This is a genomic window from Streptomyces sp. NPDC093225 (genome assembly GCF_044753805.1).
Classification (GTDB): domain Bacteria; phylum Actinomycetota; class Actinomycetes; order Streptomycetales; family Streptomycetaceae; genus Streptomyces.
In genome coordinates this window covers 18,848-32,683 of sequence record NZ_JBIVNX010000027.1, presented here as the reverse complement: position 1 = coordinate 32,683, position 13,836 = coordinate 18,848, and the positions used below count along the sequence as shown (strand labels likewise).

General features: G+C 70.6%; 15 protein-coding genes. All 15 read right to left on the bottom strand.

Going from position 1 to position 13,836, the window contains the following annotated elements:
- Positions 1-5: 5 nt before the first annotated feature.
- A complete protein-coding gene (locus ACIQCH_RS23535; protein WP_402583811.1) occupies positions 6-752 on the bottom strand; it encodes an AAA family ATPase in 747 nt (248 codons plus the stop codon).
- Positions 752-1,996: a PP2C family protein-serine/threonine phosphatase gene (locus ACIQCH_RS23530; RefSeq protein ID WP_402583809.1), complete on the bottom strand. Its 1,245-nt coding sequence runs from the start codon at positions 1,994-1,996 to the stop codon at positions 752-754. The genes ACIQCH_RS23535 and ACIQCH_RS23530 overlap by 1 nt, the downstream gene beginning before the upstream one ends.
- A complete protein-coding gene (locus tag ACIQCH_RS23525) occupies positions 1,978-2,451 on the bottom strand; it encodes an ATP-binding protein (RefSeq protein WP_402583807.1) in 474 nt (157 codons plus the stop codon). The genes ACIQCH_RS23530 and ACIQCH_RS23525 overlap by 19 nt, the downstream gene beginning before the upstream one ends.
- Positions 2,444-2,755, bottom strand: coding sequence for an STAS domain-containing protein (locus tag ACIQCH_RS23520; RefSeq protein WP_030199195.1), 312 nt, complete (start codon positions 2,753-2,755; stop codon positions 2,444-2,446). The genes ACIQCH_RS23525 and ACIQCH_RS23520 overlap by 8 nt, the downstream gene beginning before the upstream one ends.
- A gap of 38 nt (positions 2,756-2,793) precedes the next feature.
- Positions 2,794-4,932: a glycogen debranching protein GlgX gene (glgX, locus tag ACIQCH_RS23515; protein ID WP_402583805.1), complete on the bottom strand. Its 2,139-nt coding sequence runs from the start codon at positions 4,930-4,932 to the stop codon at positions 2,794-2,796.
- A complete protein-coding gene (locus ACIQCH_RS23510) occupies positions 4,929-5,291 on the bottom strand; it encodes an STAS domain-containing protein (RefSeq protein WP_402583803.1) in 363 nt (120 codons plus the stop codon). Before ACIQCH_RS23510 ends, glgX begins: the two co-directional genes overlap by 4 nt.
- A 37-nt stretch (positions 5,292-5,328) precedes the next feature.
- Positions 5,329-7,149, bottom strand: coding sequence for an AGE family epimerase/isomerase (locus ACIQCH_RS23505; RefSeq protein WP_402583801.1), 1,821 nt, complete (start codon positions 7,147-7,149; stop codon positions 5,329-5,331).
- The gene (locus ACIQCH_RS23500) at positions 7,142-7,624 is read right to left on the bottom strand and encodes a VOC family protein (protein ID WP_402583799.1); all 483 of its coding nucleotides are present in this window, start codon (positions 7,622-7,624) and stop codon (positions 7,142-7,144) included. Before ACIQCH_RS23500 ends, ACIQCH_RS23505 begins: the two co-directional genes overlap by 8 nt.
- Positions 7,624-8,238 carry a DJ-1/PfpI family protein gene (locus ACIQCH_RS23495; protein WP_402583797.1) on the bottom strand — a complete coding sequence of 205 codons (615 nt, stop codon included), beginning with the start codon at positions 8,236-8,238 and terminating at the stop codon, positions 7,624-7,626. The genes ACIQCH_RS23500 and ACIQCH_RS23495 overlap by 1 nt, the downstream gene beginning before the upstream one ends.
- On the bottom strand, positions 8,228-9,829 hold the full coding sequence (locus ACIQCH_RS23490; RefSeq protein WP_402583795.1) for a GMC family oxidoreductase: 1,602 nt from the start codon (positions 9,827-9,829) through the stop codon (positions 8,228-8,230). The genes ACIQCH_RS23495 and ACIQCH_RS23490 overlap by 11 nt, the downstream gene beginning before the upstream one ends.
- A gap of 12 nt (positions 9,830-9,841) precedes the next feature.
- A complete protein-coding gene (locus tag ACIQCH_RS23485; RefSeq protein ID WP_402583793.1) occupies positions 9,842-10,243 on the bottom strand; it encodes a nuclear transport factor 2 family protein in 402 nt (133 codons plus the stop codon).
- 13 nt (positions 10,244-10,256) lie between these two features.
- Entirely contained in the window at positions 10,257-10,712 is a 456-nt protein-coding gene (locus tag ACIQCH_RS23480; RefSeq protein WP_402583791.1) for a nuclear transport factor 2 family protein, read from the bottom strand.
- A 22-nt stretch (positions 10,713-10,734) separates the two neighbouring features.
- Positions 10,735-11,166: a nuclear transport factor 2 family protein gene (locus tag ACIQCH_RS23475; protein ID WP_030199227.1), complete on the bottom strand. Its 432-nt coding sequence runs from the start codon at positions 11,164-11,166 to the stop codon at positions 10,735-10,737.
- A gap of 24 nt (positions 11,167-11,190) precedes the next feature.
- Positions 11,191-12,837 carry a thiamine pyrophosphate-binding protein gene (locus ACIQCH_RS23470; RefSeq protein ID WP_402583789.1) on the bottom strand — a complete coding sequence of 549 codons (1,647 nt, stop codon included), beginning with the start codon at positions 12,835-12,837 and terminating at the stop codon, positions 11,191-11,193.
- Positions 12,838-12,912: 75 nt separating this feature from the next.
- The gene (locus ACIQCH_RS23465; RefSeq protein ID WP_402583787.1) at positions 12,913-13,737 is read right to left on the bottom strand and encodes a type 1 glutamine amidotransferase domain-containing protein; all 825 of its coding nucleotides are present in this window, start codon (positions 13,735-13,737) and stop codon (positions 12,913-12,915) included.
- Positions 13,738-13,836 lie beyond the last annotated feature (99 nt).

Genomic DNA, 13,836 nt, shown 5'->3' with positions numbered 1-13,836 from the left:
GGGCGTCAGGCACGCGAGACTTCGTCACGTGCATCCAGTACCGCAATGATGTTCCGGAATTCATCCACCAAGGGGTGGTCGGGACAGGCTTCCGCGAATATGCGTTCTCCGCACAGCGCCGCCATTTCCGGCACGTAGGGAAGAATTCCGGCCAGTGGGGCGCCGTAGACGCGCTCGGCCCGGTCCCGTACCCGTTCGCGGTCGATGCCCTCCGGGGCCATGCTCATCACGAAGGTGCGCCGGCAGGCCAGCCGGCCCGCCAGGGCGATGGTCTCCTCCACCCCGGACAGGTCGATGCGGTCCGCCCTGGCCATGATCATCAGGACGTCGGCGCTCGCCATCGCCGTCACGGTCTCGTTGTTGAGCCCCGCATGGGTGTCCAGGAGCAGGACGTCCAGGTCGTACTTCTGGGTCAGCCGGCCGAAGGCCTCGGGCAGCAGGCCCACGTCGTAGCCGGTGGCCATGATCTCGGGGAGGGAGGAGGTGGTGGTCCGGGCGGGTACGAGGTAGAGGCCGGGCGGGCCGACCGGGTGGGCGGCCGCCTCGATCTCGCAGCGCCCGAGCAGGTAGTCGGTCAGCGACCAGACCCGGGGGCCGACCCTGAAGAGCACGTCCATGGTCGGTGACTGGATGTCGGTGTCGATGAGGGCGACGCGGCGCCCCTCCGCCGCGATCAGCAGCGCGAGGTTCGCCAGCACCGTGGACTTCCCGGTGCCGCCCCGGTGCGAGTGCACCACGATGGTCGTCGCCATCACGCCACCGCCTGCCCGGCCGCGTGCGGCCCCCGCGCCGCACGTGGCCGGTGCAGGGCCAGCATGGTGACGTCGTCGTGCTGCTCGGCCTCGCCGGTGTGCTGGCGCACGGCCAGGTCCATCCGGTCCAGGACCGCGCGGCCGTTCACCGCCGACTCGCTGAGCAGGTCGATCATCCGGTCGTCGCCGAGGAACCGGCCGTCCGGGCAGCGCGCCTCGGGTACGCCGTCCGTGTAGACGAACAGGGTGTCCCCCGGGTCGAGCTGGGCGTACCCGAGGGCGTACGAACAGTCCGGCAGCACCCCGACGGCCGGCCCGGTGGGTTCCAGCGGCACCGGCTCGGCACCGTCCGCGTCCAGCAGCAGCGGCGGGTTGTGGCCGCCGTTGATGTAGACGAGGCTCCCCGTCGCGGGGTCCAGGACCGCGAAGAAGAGGGTGGCGAAGTAGCCCTGCCGCAGGTGGTTGCGGGTGAGGTAGCCGTTGGTGGCCGTGACCGCGTTGAGCAGGGGCGTGGCGCCGACGACCGGGATCCCGGCGCCGGAGCGGCCGGCGGCCACCAGGTGCTGCAGCCCGCTGTTCTCCGCGGTGTGCCGCAGCAGCGAGCGGATCAGGGCCATGAACAGGGCGGAGCCGACGCCCTTGTCGCACACGTCGGCCACGACCAGGGCGAGTCTGCGCCGGTGGACCAGTTCGAAGACGTCGTAGAAGTCGCCGGCGACCTGGCGGGCCGGGCGGAACCGGACGTCGATCTCCCAGCCCGCGGGGACGGGGAGGTCCTCCGGCAGGAAGCCGGCCTGGATCTCCCGGCCGATCTCCAGCTCCTTCTCGTAGCTCATGAGTTCGGCCCGGGCGTCGGCCTCCTGGAGGGTGCGGCCCAGCTCGGCGCGCTCGGAGCAGCTGTGCAGCCGGGCGCCGACCAGGGCGGGCAGGAAGGGCGGTACGAGGTAGTCGTGGCCGAGTCGGACGTGGTCCTCCAGGGCCTCGAAGTCGTCCGTGGTCCACACGACCGCGATCGGCGCGCCGGCCCGGCGCCGCAGCCGCCGCACGGCCGTGCGCACCGGCTCGCCCGGGATCTGCGCCGGGGCGAGCAGGACGTCGGCCTCCGGCAGCGCGGAGATGGGGCCGGTGAGCAGCTGGGCCAGGGAACGCGCGGAGAGCTCCGCGTCCATGCTGGCCAGCGCGTCGAGCAGGGCCTGGGGAGGCGGCGGCTGCTCGTCCAGGATGATCACGGTCGTGGAGGGCATGGTCGCGTCCTTCTCACGTCTTCACCGAGGACCGTCAGCGTGCTGATGTTGCGGCCGTCGCTCCTTACGTAGCCGAACTCGTCGACGCTGGTCAGCGCGAGGTGGATGCCGAGGCCCCCGACCCGCCGCCGCTCCGGGGGGATCCCCGTTGCGGGCGGCAGGCAGCCGGCGACCGGGTCGAAGGCGGGGGCCGTGTCCTCGAGGCGGACCCGGACCCGGCCGGCCCCGGCGCGGCCCCGGACGGTGATCCGTCCGTCGCCGCCCCGGTAGCCGTGGGTCACGATGTTGGTGGCCAGTTCGTCCACCGCCAGCCGCAGCCGGTACGTCGCCCGCCTGCCGAGCCCGGCCTGGTCGGCCAGGCCCAGCACGAAGGCGGCGATGTCGGCGAGGGCTCCCAGGGTGGCGGGCACCTGCAGCTCGGTGGGGCGCTCGGCCAGTCGGACAGGGTCAGTCATCGCTCAGCACGATGCTGCGGTGCAGCCCGGCGGTCCTGATGGTGCGGGCCACCGGCTCGATCGCGCCGACCACCTTGATGGTGACGTTCGAGGCGACCTTCTGCTGCGCGAAGACCAGGGAGCGCAGACCGGCGCTGGCCATGTAGCCGACCCCGGCCATCCTGATCTCCACGGTGCCGGTGCCGTGGCCCGCGGCCTTCTCGATGGTCTGGTGGAAGTCCGGCGCGGTGTTGGCGTCCAGTTCGCCGGCGAGCTCGATCACGGTGGTGTCGCCGTCGATGGTCAGGGACACGGAAAGCGGCATGTCAGGCTCCTTCGGGCGTACGGGGTCCAGGGCGCGGGTCAGTCCTCGGTGGGCACGCGGCCCACCAGGATCACGACCGAGCGCGGTCCGATCAGGTACTTGCCTGCGTTGTCCAGTTCGCTCTCCGCCCCCGGGGTGCGGATGTCGTACGGCGCCTCGGCCCCGGTGTCGGCGAACAGGTGCCAGCTGCGGCCGCCGGGCAGCGCCGGCAGCTCGAGGTCGTGCGGCTCCCAGTGGGAGTTCATGGCGACGTAGACCACGTCGTCGTCGCCGGCTCCGCACCGGGCCACGGCCAGCAGCCGGGACTCGGGGGACCAGTCGGGGAGCCAGGCGCGGGCGCCGTGCCAGCTGATGTCCGGCAGGCCCAGGCCCTCGCGGATGGCCCCGGTGGGGTGGGTGGTGGAGCGCAGTTCGCGGTGCCGCTTGCGGAAGGCGATCATCTGCCGGACGAAGTGGAGCAGTTCGGCGTTGTCGTCGACCTGGTCCCAGTCGAACCAGGAGAGCTCGTTGTCCTGGCAGTAGGTGTTGTTGTTGCCCTTCTGGGTGCGCCCCACCTCGTCGCCGGACAGCAGCATCGGGATGCCCTGGCTGGTGAGGAGGATGGCGACGGCGTTCTTCATCTGCCGCAGCCGCAGGGCGTTGGTCTCCGGGTCGTCCGTGGGGCCCTCGGCGCCGCAGTTCCAGCTGTTGTTGTCGTTGGCGCCGTCGTTGTTGTTCTCGCCGTTGGCCTCGTTGTGCTTGTCGTTGTACGAGACCAGGTCGGCCAGGGTGAAGCCGTCGTGCGCCGTCAGGAAGTTGACGGAGGCGGCGGTCCCGCGGGTGGAGTACAGGTCCGGGGAGCCGGCGATGCGGGTGGCCAGTTCCCCGGTGACGCCCGGGTCGCCCTTGATGAAGCGGCGCACGGTGTCGCGGTACTTCCCGTTCCACTCGGCCCAGCGGCCGTAGGCGGGGAAGTTGCCGACCTCGTACAGCCCGGCGGCGTCCCAGGCCTCGGCGATGAGCTTGGTGTGCCGCAGGACCGGGTCGAAGGCGAGCGATTCGAGCAGCGGCGGGTTGGGCAGCGGGGTGCCGTCCAGGGCCCGGCCGAGGATGGCGGCGAGGTCGAAGCGGAAGCCGTCGATGTGGTAGTCCGCGACCCAGTGGCGCAGGCAGTCGAGGACGTAGTTGCGCACCACGGGGTGGTTGCAGTTGACGGTGTTCCCGGTGCCGCTGAAGTTGAAGTAGTAGCCCTCGGGCGTGAGCATGTAGTACGTGGCGTTGTCGAGGCCCTTGAACGAGATGGTCGGGCCCATCTCGTTGCCCTCGGCGGTGTGGTTGAAGACCACGTCGAGGATGACCTCGATGCCGGCCGCGTGCAGGTCCTTGACCAGGGTGCGCAGTTCGTCGCCCTGCATGCCGTAGCGTCCGGTGGCCGCGTAGCCGGCCTTGGGCGCGAAGAAGGCGACGGTGTTGTAGCCCCAGTAGTCGTAGAGCTTCTCGCCGGTCTCGGGGTTGGTGCGCGGGTTGTCGGTCTCGTCGAACTCGAAGATCGGCAGCAGCTCGATCGCGTTGACCCCGAGCTCCTTCAGGTACGGGATCTTCTCCCGCAGCCCGGCGAAGGTGCCGGGGGCGGTCACCCCGGAGGAGGGGTGCCGGGTGAACCCGCGCACGTGGGTCTCGTACACGACGAGGTCCTCGGCGGGGATCCGCAGCGGAGTGTCGTCGCCCCAGTCGAAGTCCTGCAGGCAGACGCGGGAGCGGTACTGGTAGCCGCGGCTGTAGTCGGGCTCGGTGCCCCACACGTCCCGGCCCGCGATGAGCCTGGCGTACGGGTCGGAGAGCACCTGCCGGGCGTCGAAGCGGTGGCCGGTGACCGGGTCGAAGGGCCCGTCGGCCCGGTAGCCGAACTCGATGTTCTCGTGGTCGAGTCCGAACACGGTCATCGCGAAGACGCTGCCGGTGCGGAACTCCTGCGGGAACTCCAGTTCGGCGAACGGCTCGGGCTCGCCGCGCTTGTAGAGGACCAGGGTCATGGAGGTGGCCTGGTCGGAGAAGACGGAGAAGTTGACGCCGCCGGGCACGACCCACGCCCCGAAGGGGTAGGGCTTGCCGGCCCGGACGCCGTACCCGGCCACGTCGTGGGTCGGGTAGGCGTCGACGCGGACCTGGTCCGCGCGGGCGGCGGCCTCGGGGCTCATCGGGCCGTCCTCGTGGCCAGCCGTTCCCTGCGGGCGGCCTCTGCCTCGGCCGCCTCGCCGGTCTCGAAGAAGTCGAGGAAGCCGGTGGCCGACATCACGAACCGCACCTCGTCGCTCACCCCGGACAGGGTGACGGCGACGCCGGCGTGCTGGGCCTCGCGGTAGACCACGAGGAGGGTGCGCAGTCCCGCGCTGGAGACGTACGTGACCGCCTTGAGGTCGATGCGCAGGGTCTGGCCCTCGCGGACGAGCGGGAGCAGCTTGTCGAGCAGCTGCCCGGAGGTCTCGCTGTTGATCTCACCGGCGGCGGCGAGCACGGTCGCGGCCTTGGTCCGGCGTTCCTTGATGGTCAGAGTCATTTCCCATCCCCTTGGTGTGGGGCGCCCCCGTTGAGCGCTACTTGGCCGTGGGCCGGAGCCGGACCTTGACCTTGACCCGCCCCTGGACGTCCGGGAGCTTCACGGTGAGGGCCTCGGCGTCGAAGTCGTCGTACGGCTTCTCGTCGATCTCGACGGAGGCGATCCGCACCGATCCGGCGGGCAGCAGGTCGGGCGATACCCGCAGGACGCGTTCGGGCAGGTCGGTCGGGTCCGGCTTGAAGTGGAAGTCCATCTCCCGGCCGTTGATGAGCAGGTTGTTGTAGACGGCGGCGAGGTAGCAGAGTTCCGCCGAGTGGTACATGGACATCGAGTGGCTGCCCTTGAGCCGCTCGGTGCCGAGCAGGTACGGCGTGCCGCTGGCGAGCACGTTGAAGTAGACCGCTCCCTCGTCGTGGTCGAGGAAGAACGTGTTGTAGAAGGCCTCGGCCTGGCGGGCTTCCTTCTTGAACAGGTCGCCGCCGACGGTGCCGTGCAGGATGAGGTAGGCGAGGATCGCCTGCTCCTGCTGCCACCACGCCTTGCGGTCGTGCCAGGCGAAACGATACGTCTCCTGGTCGCCCTCCTTGACGCGCTCGACGACGTCGTACCAGCCGCCGCGCTGGAGGTCGCTGCCGACCTCCGGCATGATCTCGCCGATCTTGGTGGCGAGCTCCCGGTAGGCCGGCTTGGCCTTCAGGGAGTTCATGCGCATCAGGTTCCAGGCGATCTTCAGGTTGTGGCCGACCACCGCGCGGTCCTGCTGCCAGCTGTGGCCCTTGTCGTGGGACCAGTCGCGGAAGAAGCGCTCCTGGACGAACGGGCTGTTGTCGTAGTCCGGGAACCGCTCGGCGATGGTGTCGAAGGTGTACTCGAGGAAGTCGGCGTACTTCTGGTCGCCGGTCGCCAGGTACAGGTTGATCAGGTACGCCGGCGCGTGGTCGCCCACCGAGTTCCAGTTCTTGCGCTCGGCGTTCTCGCCCAGCGACTCGTGGTCGGCGCTGAAGAGGATCGGGTCGATGTGCGAGTAGTAGCCGCCCTGCTCGCCGTCGAAGAAGAACTTGTCGAACAGGCGGATCGTGCCGTCGGCGTCGTTCTTGATCCGCACGTCGCCGGTGACCCGGTAGGTCTGGATCGGGCCGGCCAGGGCGTAGATCTGCTCGTACATCGGGATCGCGTCGAAGTCGTCGTAGAACTCGGAGGTGAAGAGCTTGCGCTCGGCGTCCCCGTCGACGCTGATGCCGTGGTACCAGTACGTGACGTCCTCCTCCGAGTCCACCACGCGCATGTGGGCGCGCAGGTACTCGGTGCCCCGCTCGGCGACCTCCAGGTACTCGTCCTTGCCGGTCAGCAGGTACGCGGAGGCCATGCCGTAGACCAGGCGGGAGATGGTGTCGGTCTCCTGGACGTGGCTGGCGGTCTTGTCGCCGCCGAGCCGGATCTCGGTGCGGTACTCGGTGAAGTCCACCGGCCCGTCGCCGAACTGGGCCCGCTTGTAGAAGGCGGCCAGCGACTCGACCTGCTTGACCCACCAGCCGGACTCCTCGAAGCGGTAGTCCTCGGCGCCGCGGCCCAGGAACACCAGGCGCTTGGCGTCGAAGCGCCCGCCCTGCTCCGGGTAGTGGACGCCGTAGACGAAGAGGAACCGGCCCGGGGAGAGCATCTCGTCGATGTGGCCCGAGGCGTCGACGTACGGCTCGTCGAGGTTGCGGACGAGCTCGGCGCTGGGGCCGGAGGCGAGCGACACGGTGAACTCGCGGCCGTCGGCGGTGGTCAGCCTCAGCTGCCGGGACTCGGAGTCGAAGTGGCCGACGTAGCCGGCGATGGTGTCGGAGAAGGAGAAGCTCACGGCGTCAGCCATGTCGGGCACCTTCCTTGTCGTGGGTCGGCTCGGCGGTGGTGCGGGGCGCTCGCGCGCCGCGGTCGTCCGCTTCCTCGGGTTCGTCCGCGAAGCCCTGGCTGACCTCGACGATCACGCCGTCGGGGTCGCGCAGCCAGACGGTCCGCCAGCCGCAGATGAAGTCGTCGAAGTCCAGCGGGCCCAGGGTCACCTCGGCCGCGTCCCCGAGGTCGGCGAGGAAGGCGTCGACGCTGTCGGTCTGGAAGGCCAGGTGGCGCATCCGGCCCGGCGCCTGCGGCCCGTCCTCCTGCGCCGCGCGGGCCGGCTCGGTGCCGGCCGGGAACAGCTCCAGGTACGCGTCCCCCTTGCGCAGGAACACGATCTGCGAGGCGCCGAGGTCGACCACGCGGGCCCGGGTGAAGCCGAACCACCGCGTGTAGAACTCCTCGGTGACCTTCTGGTCGGTGCAGTTCAGGCCCACGTGCGACCAGCGCATCAGTCGGCCCTCCGGCCCCGGCCGGCCGCGATGAGCTCGATGATGCGGCGGGCGAAGAGGTGGTGGTGGGCTCCGGTGCGACCGGTGACGAGGTCGCCGTCCACGACCACGTCCTCGTCGACGTACTGGCCGCCCATGTTGCGGACGTCGCCGATGAGGTTGTTGTGGCAGACCACCTTGCGGCCGCGCACCGTGCCGGGGATCGAGGAGGCCAGCCACATGCCGTGGCAGATGATCCCCTTGAGGACGGTGGGCTCCTCGAAGGCCCGGCGCAGCAGCTCGGTGGCGGGGGCCAGGACGTCGACGTCCTCGGTGTAGCGCAGCCGGTCGGCCACCATGCCGGAGGGCACGATCAGGGCGGCGTACGCGCGCAGCTCGTCGTCCCCGATGCCCTCCAGGCTCCGGTCCGCGGTGAAGGGCGCCCGGTACTCGTGCCCGGTGAAGGTGATCGAGTCCTGGCCCCATAGCCGGGTCAGGAAGTCGACCTGCGCGCCCTCCTCGGCGAACCGGCGCTGGTAGTAGAAGATCTCGGGCTCGTAGAAGTCGCTCTCGACCAGGACGGCGATCCTCGTCCCGGACAGCGGACCCTCGCGCAGGACGACGTCATTCGACACGGGAGACCCCCTTGATGAAGTCGGCGGCCCGCTCGGCGATCATCGCGATGGCGGTGTGGCAGTTGCCCGAGGGCACCGCCGGCATCACGCTCGCGTCGACCACGCGCAGGTTCTCGGTGCCGTGCACGCGCAGCTGGGGGTCCACGACCGAGAGGTCGTCGACGCCCATGCGGCAGGAGCCGGACTGGTGGTGGTAGCTCTCGGACTTCTGCTTGACGAAGGCGCGCAGCTCGTCGTCCGTGGCGGTGCCGGGCCCGGGCTGCAGCTCCTGCTTGTACCAGGGCGAGAAGGCCGAGGTGGCGAAGATCTCGCGGGCGGTCCTGACGCCCTGGACCATGCGTTCCAGGTCCCAGCGGTCGCCCAGGTAGTTCGGGTGGATCAGCGGGTGCGCCAGCGGGTCGGCGCTCGCCAGCCGGATCCAGCCGCGGGAGACCGGCCGCACCACCCCGGGCAGGATGCTGACGGTGTTCGGGTGGGACTGGCCGACGATCACGTCGAACGGCACGTGCACGAAGGCGATCTGGAGGTCCGGGGCCGGCAGGCCGGGCTGCGAGGCCAGGAACAGCGCGCTCTCCGAGAGGTTCTGGGCCGGCGGCGGCAGCTCCTGGGTGACCTCGGCCATCAGCCCGGTCAGGACGTGGTTGTGGAAGTTCTCGCCCACGCCCGGGACGGCCGCCGTGACGTCGATGCCGTGCTCACGCAGCTGCTCCGGGTTCCCTACGCCGGACAGCAGCAGCAGCTTCGGGGACTCGATGGCCCCGGCGGCCACGATCACCTCGCGGCGGGCCCGTACGGTGTACGTGCCCGGCGCCCCCGGGGTGTCGGCGGCCACGGTGCGGCCCGGGAAGTCCGCGGGCGGGGCCGTCTGGACGTACTCCACGCCGGTGGCGCGGGTGCCGTCGAACAGGATGCGGGAGGACTGGGCCCCGGTGCGCAGGGTGAGGTTGGGCCGGCCGAGCGCGGGCTCCAGGTAGGCGGCGAGGGTGCCCTGCCGCTTGCCGTCGGCCACGTCGATGTGGTGCCAGCCGGTGCCGAAGAGGCCGCGCTGCGGGCCGTCGGTGTTGAAGTCGGCGATCTCGCGGTGGCCGAGTTCGACGGCCGCGTCGATGAAGGCCCGGGAGACCGGGTTGGGGTCGTGGCGGCCGGCGTTGGTGACCCGCTGGGGGCCGTCCGTACCGATGGCGGCGGTGGTCCGGTCCTCCTGGGACTCCAGCAGCGCGAAGTACGGCAGCACGTCCTCGTGCGCCCAGCCGGCCGCGCCCTGGTAGGCCCAGTTGTCGAAGTCCGAGGCGTGGCCCCGGATGTGCATCATGATGTACAGGTTGCTGCTGCCGCCGGGGGCCTTGCCGCGCGGTTCGTACGTGCGCCGGCCGTCCAGGCCCGGCTGCGGTACGGACTGGTAGCCCCAGTCGACCGGGCCGCCGAGCAGCTTGTACCAGGAGGAGGGGTCGTCGACCTCGGGCGGGATGCGGCCGCCGCCGGCCTCCAGGACGAGCACCGAGACGTCCGGGTCCTCCGAGAGCCGGTTGGCCAGCACGCTGCCCGCGGTGCCGGAGCCGACGATCACGTAGTCGTACTCAGTCTCCGTCACGACTGCGCCCCCTCAGCCCTGGCTCAGGACCTGGAAGGGGACCGTGTCGTGGAAGTTCGCCATGTACGCGATCTTCCCGTCGACGATCTTGAAGAAGTTCATCACCTCGGCCTCGATCGCCGCGCCGGAGGCGCTGACGGCGCTGAGGTGGGAGACGGCCGCGGCCTTGACGGTGCCGGGGGTCTCGCCGCCGGGGCCCTGGGTGTTGACGATCAGGTGCACGGGGGTGTTCCGGAAGACCCGGTACATGTCCCCCATGCCCTTCATCATCGAGCGCAGGGTGTCGAGGCCCTCGATGTGGCCGGCCAGCTGCTCGTCCATGACCTGGTCGTCGGCGAACAGGTCGCACCAGCGGTCCCAGTCGCCGGCGTTGGCGTACTCGTAGTACTTGGTCAGGATGTGGCGTGCGTCCATCGCGTGCTCCCCCTCATCGGTCCCTGCGGATGCCGCCCGGCGCGAAGGGCGCCCAGAACTGGCTGAAGGCGCTGGCGGTGTCCCCGAACAGGCCGTCCCGGCCCTCGACGATCCGTCCCTCGTGCCAGCGCATGAAGTGGAAGACCTGGTAGTCCATGCGCTCGTACGGGGACTGCGCGTCGTCCTTCGCGCCGGCCCGCGAACCGGTGTTGCGGCACACGTCGGCCGAGCAGTCGGGGCCGGTCAGGACGTACTCGATGTCCATCTTGAAGGTGCCGCCGGTGAGCTTGTGGGTCTCGCCCATGAGCTCCAGGAACGCGTCCAGGCTCTCGTACCAGCCGGCCAGCGGGTGGTTGCCGGGCACCAGCCACCGCAGGTCCTCGGAGTAGTACTCCAGGATCCGGTCGCGGTCGCCGGAGCCGAGCGCGCGGTAGGCCGCCTCGACCCGCTGCCGCGTCACGTTGGTCATGGTCCGCTTCTCCTTCGGGGCGTCAGAGGGAGGCCGAACCCGGCATCGGGGCCAGTTCGTTGACGGTGTACGTCTTGATCAGCGGCCCGTCCGGGCCGGGCACGACGGTCCAGGTCTGGTCGGCGTCGAAGCCGAGCCACACGCTGCGGGCGGCCGGCGGGTCCCAGATCTTGGCCTGCCAGTTCACCAGGACCCGGACGATGGCCTTGTCGCCCTCGATGACCGGCTCGACCTTGGTGACGGTGTGCACCTCGTCGAAGAACCGGTTGGTGACGGCGTCGTACCAACGGCCGAAGCCGCTGTGCCCCAGGAACGTGTCCTCGGGCACCTTGAACTCCAGGTCCTCGGTGATGAGGGCCAGCACCTCGGACAGCGGGACGTGCTGGTCGAGGGCGGTGTACCAGTCCCCCGCGAAGGTCCGGATCGCGTGCTCGGTGAGCCGCTCGGCGGGCATGCGCGCCTCCGTGTGATGTGGTGGTCAGATCTGGATGTCGACGAGGAACGGGCCGGGGTGGTCGAGCATCCGGCGCACTGCGGCGACGGCCTCGTCCGGCTTCTCCACGCGCGTGCCGCCCGCCCCGAGGGAGCGCGCGAGACCCGCGAAGTCGATCTCCGGGTGGGACAGGTCGAAGGAGCTCGGGAAGGCGTGCTCGGGGATCTCCCGCTCCCGCCAGTACTGGGCGATGTTGTCGTCCAGCAGCCGGTACTTGCGGTTGTTGCAGACCACGAACTTGGCGGCGATGCCGTGCCGGGCGGCGGTCCAGAGCGCCTGGTACGTGTACATGGACCCGCCGTCGCCCGCGAAGCCGACGACCGTCCGGTCGGGGTGCGCGAGCTTGGCGCCCACCGCTCCGGGGAACCCGACGCCGAGGGAGCCGCCGCGGGTGAGGTGGTAGTCCCCGGGCCGCTCGGCGGGCAGGTAGGCGGTCACCAGCGGGGAGGTGGTCAGCGCCTCGTCGAAGACGATCAGGTCGCCCCCGGTCCGCTCGGCCAGGGTCTGCAGGAAGACGGCCATCGGCGTGCCGTCCCATTCCACCGGCACCGCCGGCCGGGGGGCGAGCGCCCGCTCGCGCCGCCGGGCGTCGAGCCGGGTGGCCGCGGCCGCCCGGCGCAGCGGGTCCAGCTCCCGTTCGAGTACGGGCGCCAGCGCGCGCAGTGCGAGCTTCGGGTCGGCCGCCAGGCCGAGGTCCACCGGGTGGTTCTTGGCGATCTCGTAGGTGTTGAGGTCGACGTGCACGATCCGGGCGCCGTCGGCGAACGGGCTCGCCAGCTCCGGGAAGACCTCGGGGAACACGTACGTGCCGACGATCAGCACCGCGTCCGCGTCCCGGACCAGGGCCTTGCTGTGCTCGCCGAACATGTGGCCCAGCTGGCCGCGGCGCAGCGGGTGCGAGGCGGCGATGTTCACCTCGGAGGAGTCCACCTCGTACACGTCGGCGCCCAGCAGCTCGGCCACGGCGGCCAGTTCGGCCTGGGCGCCGGACAGGGCCACCCCGTCGCCGACGAGGACGACCGGCCGCTCGGCCCCGGCCAGCAGCCTGGCGGCCCGCCCGACGGCGGCGTCCGAGGGCGCCACGTCGGTCAGCGGGACGGCGGCCGGCAGCACGGGCTCGGAGTTGAGCTCGTCCAGCACGTCCATCGGCAGGGCCACGAACACCGGGCCGCGGGGCGGGGTGAGCGCGATCTTGACGGCCCGGCGGACGGTCCGCAGCACCGAGCGCGGGTCGGTCACCCGGGTGGCGTACTTGGTGACCGGCTTCGCCATGGCCACCAGGTCGGCGGCCATCTGCGCGTCCATGGCGTCGTACCGGACGCCCGCGTCGCCGGCGACCACGACCAGCGGGGTGTGGCCGCGCAGCGACTGGTAGAGCATGCCGATGCCGTTCCCCAGGCCGACGCCGGAGTGCAGCTGGAGCAGGGCGGCGCCGCCGGTGGCCCGCGCGTAGCCGTCGGCGATGCCGGCGGCCACGGTTTCCTGGAGGGTGAGCACGTACTGGAACCCCTCGGCCGCGTCGGCCGCGTCGAGGAATCCCTGCTCCACCGTTCCGGGATTTCCGAACATCACGTTGAGGCCGTCGGCCTTGAACTGCTCGATGAGCCTTTCCCGGCCCGGGGTCGCTGCCATGAATTCCCCCCTGGTTTCGCGGCTGATGGCGTGGCCGATTCCGATTCCGATTCCGTTTCCGGTTCCGCTCTTCGGTCACCAGCCGTAGCGGGTGAGGCCGTCCTCCAGGACTTCCACGATCTTCTGGCCCGTGAGGTACGAGTCGGGGGTCGACCGGCCCGTCACGAACGGGAAGTCCACGATCACCGAGACCGGCTTCCCGAAGTTGCCGTGATACGCGCCGCGCGGCCCCGTGGCGTCGCGCAGGATGTACTCCAGCGGGTACGGGGGCGGGCCCATGTTGAAGTCGGTGCCGAGGAACCCGGTGCCGTCCTTGTAGTCGTACTCCTTGCAGTGCCCGGTGACGTGCTTGCCCCGGATGATGCTGCGGCGGTCGTCCCAGTCGCGGGCGAAGGCCAGGCAGGCGACGCCGTAGCACTCGGCGGCCACGACCTTGCCGGCCTTCTTGAAGGCCAGGATCAGGGCGTGCACGCGCTCGTTGTTGGCGAGGTCGGCGATGGGGCCGGAGCCGCCGACGATCAGGATGGCGTCGTACTCGGCGATGTCGGCGTCGACCTTGTCGAGGTCGCGGTGGTACTGCTCCAGCTTGCGGAGGTAGCCCTCGTCGCTGGTGTACGGGCGCTCGGGGACCCAGGCCTCGATGTCGAAGGGGGTGTCGAGCCGGTTGGAGGCCTCGAACTCGCGGCCGAGCCGGGCGTTCTCCTCGGTGGTCACCGAGCGGCCCAGCGGCGGGTCGACGTAGTTCGCGTCGAGGCTCGGCGGAAGGGCGTGCGGCCGCTTTCCGGTCGGCGTGGCGAAGACGACCTCATAACCACGCTCGTCGAACTTGGAAACCGGTCCGATGAGTTCCTCGGCCCAGTAACCGCGTTCGGAGACAATGACCAGAATTTTTCTGCTCACGTATTCCTCCTGGCGCCGCCTGTTGTCGTTGGCGACCCCCACACTGCTGCTCCCGGGAGGTCCCGTCAAAGCGCCGGTGTGCGACTTCGTGAGGTAGCG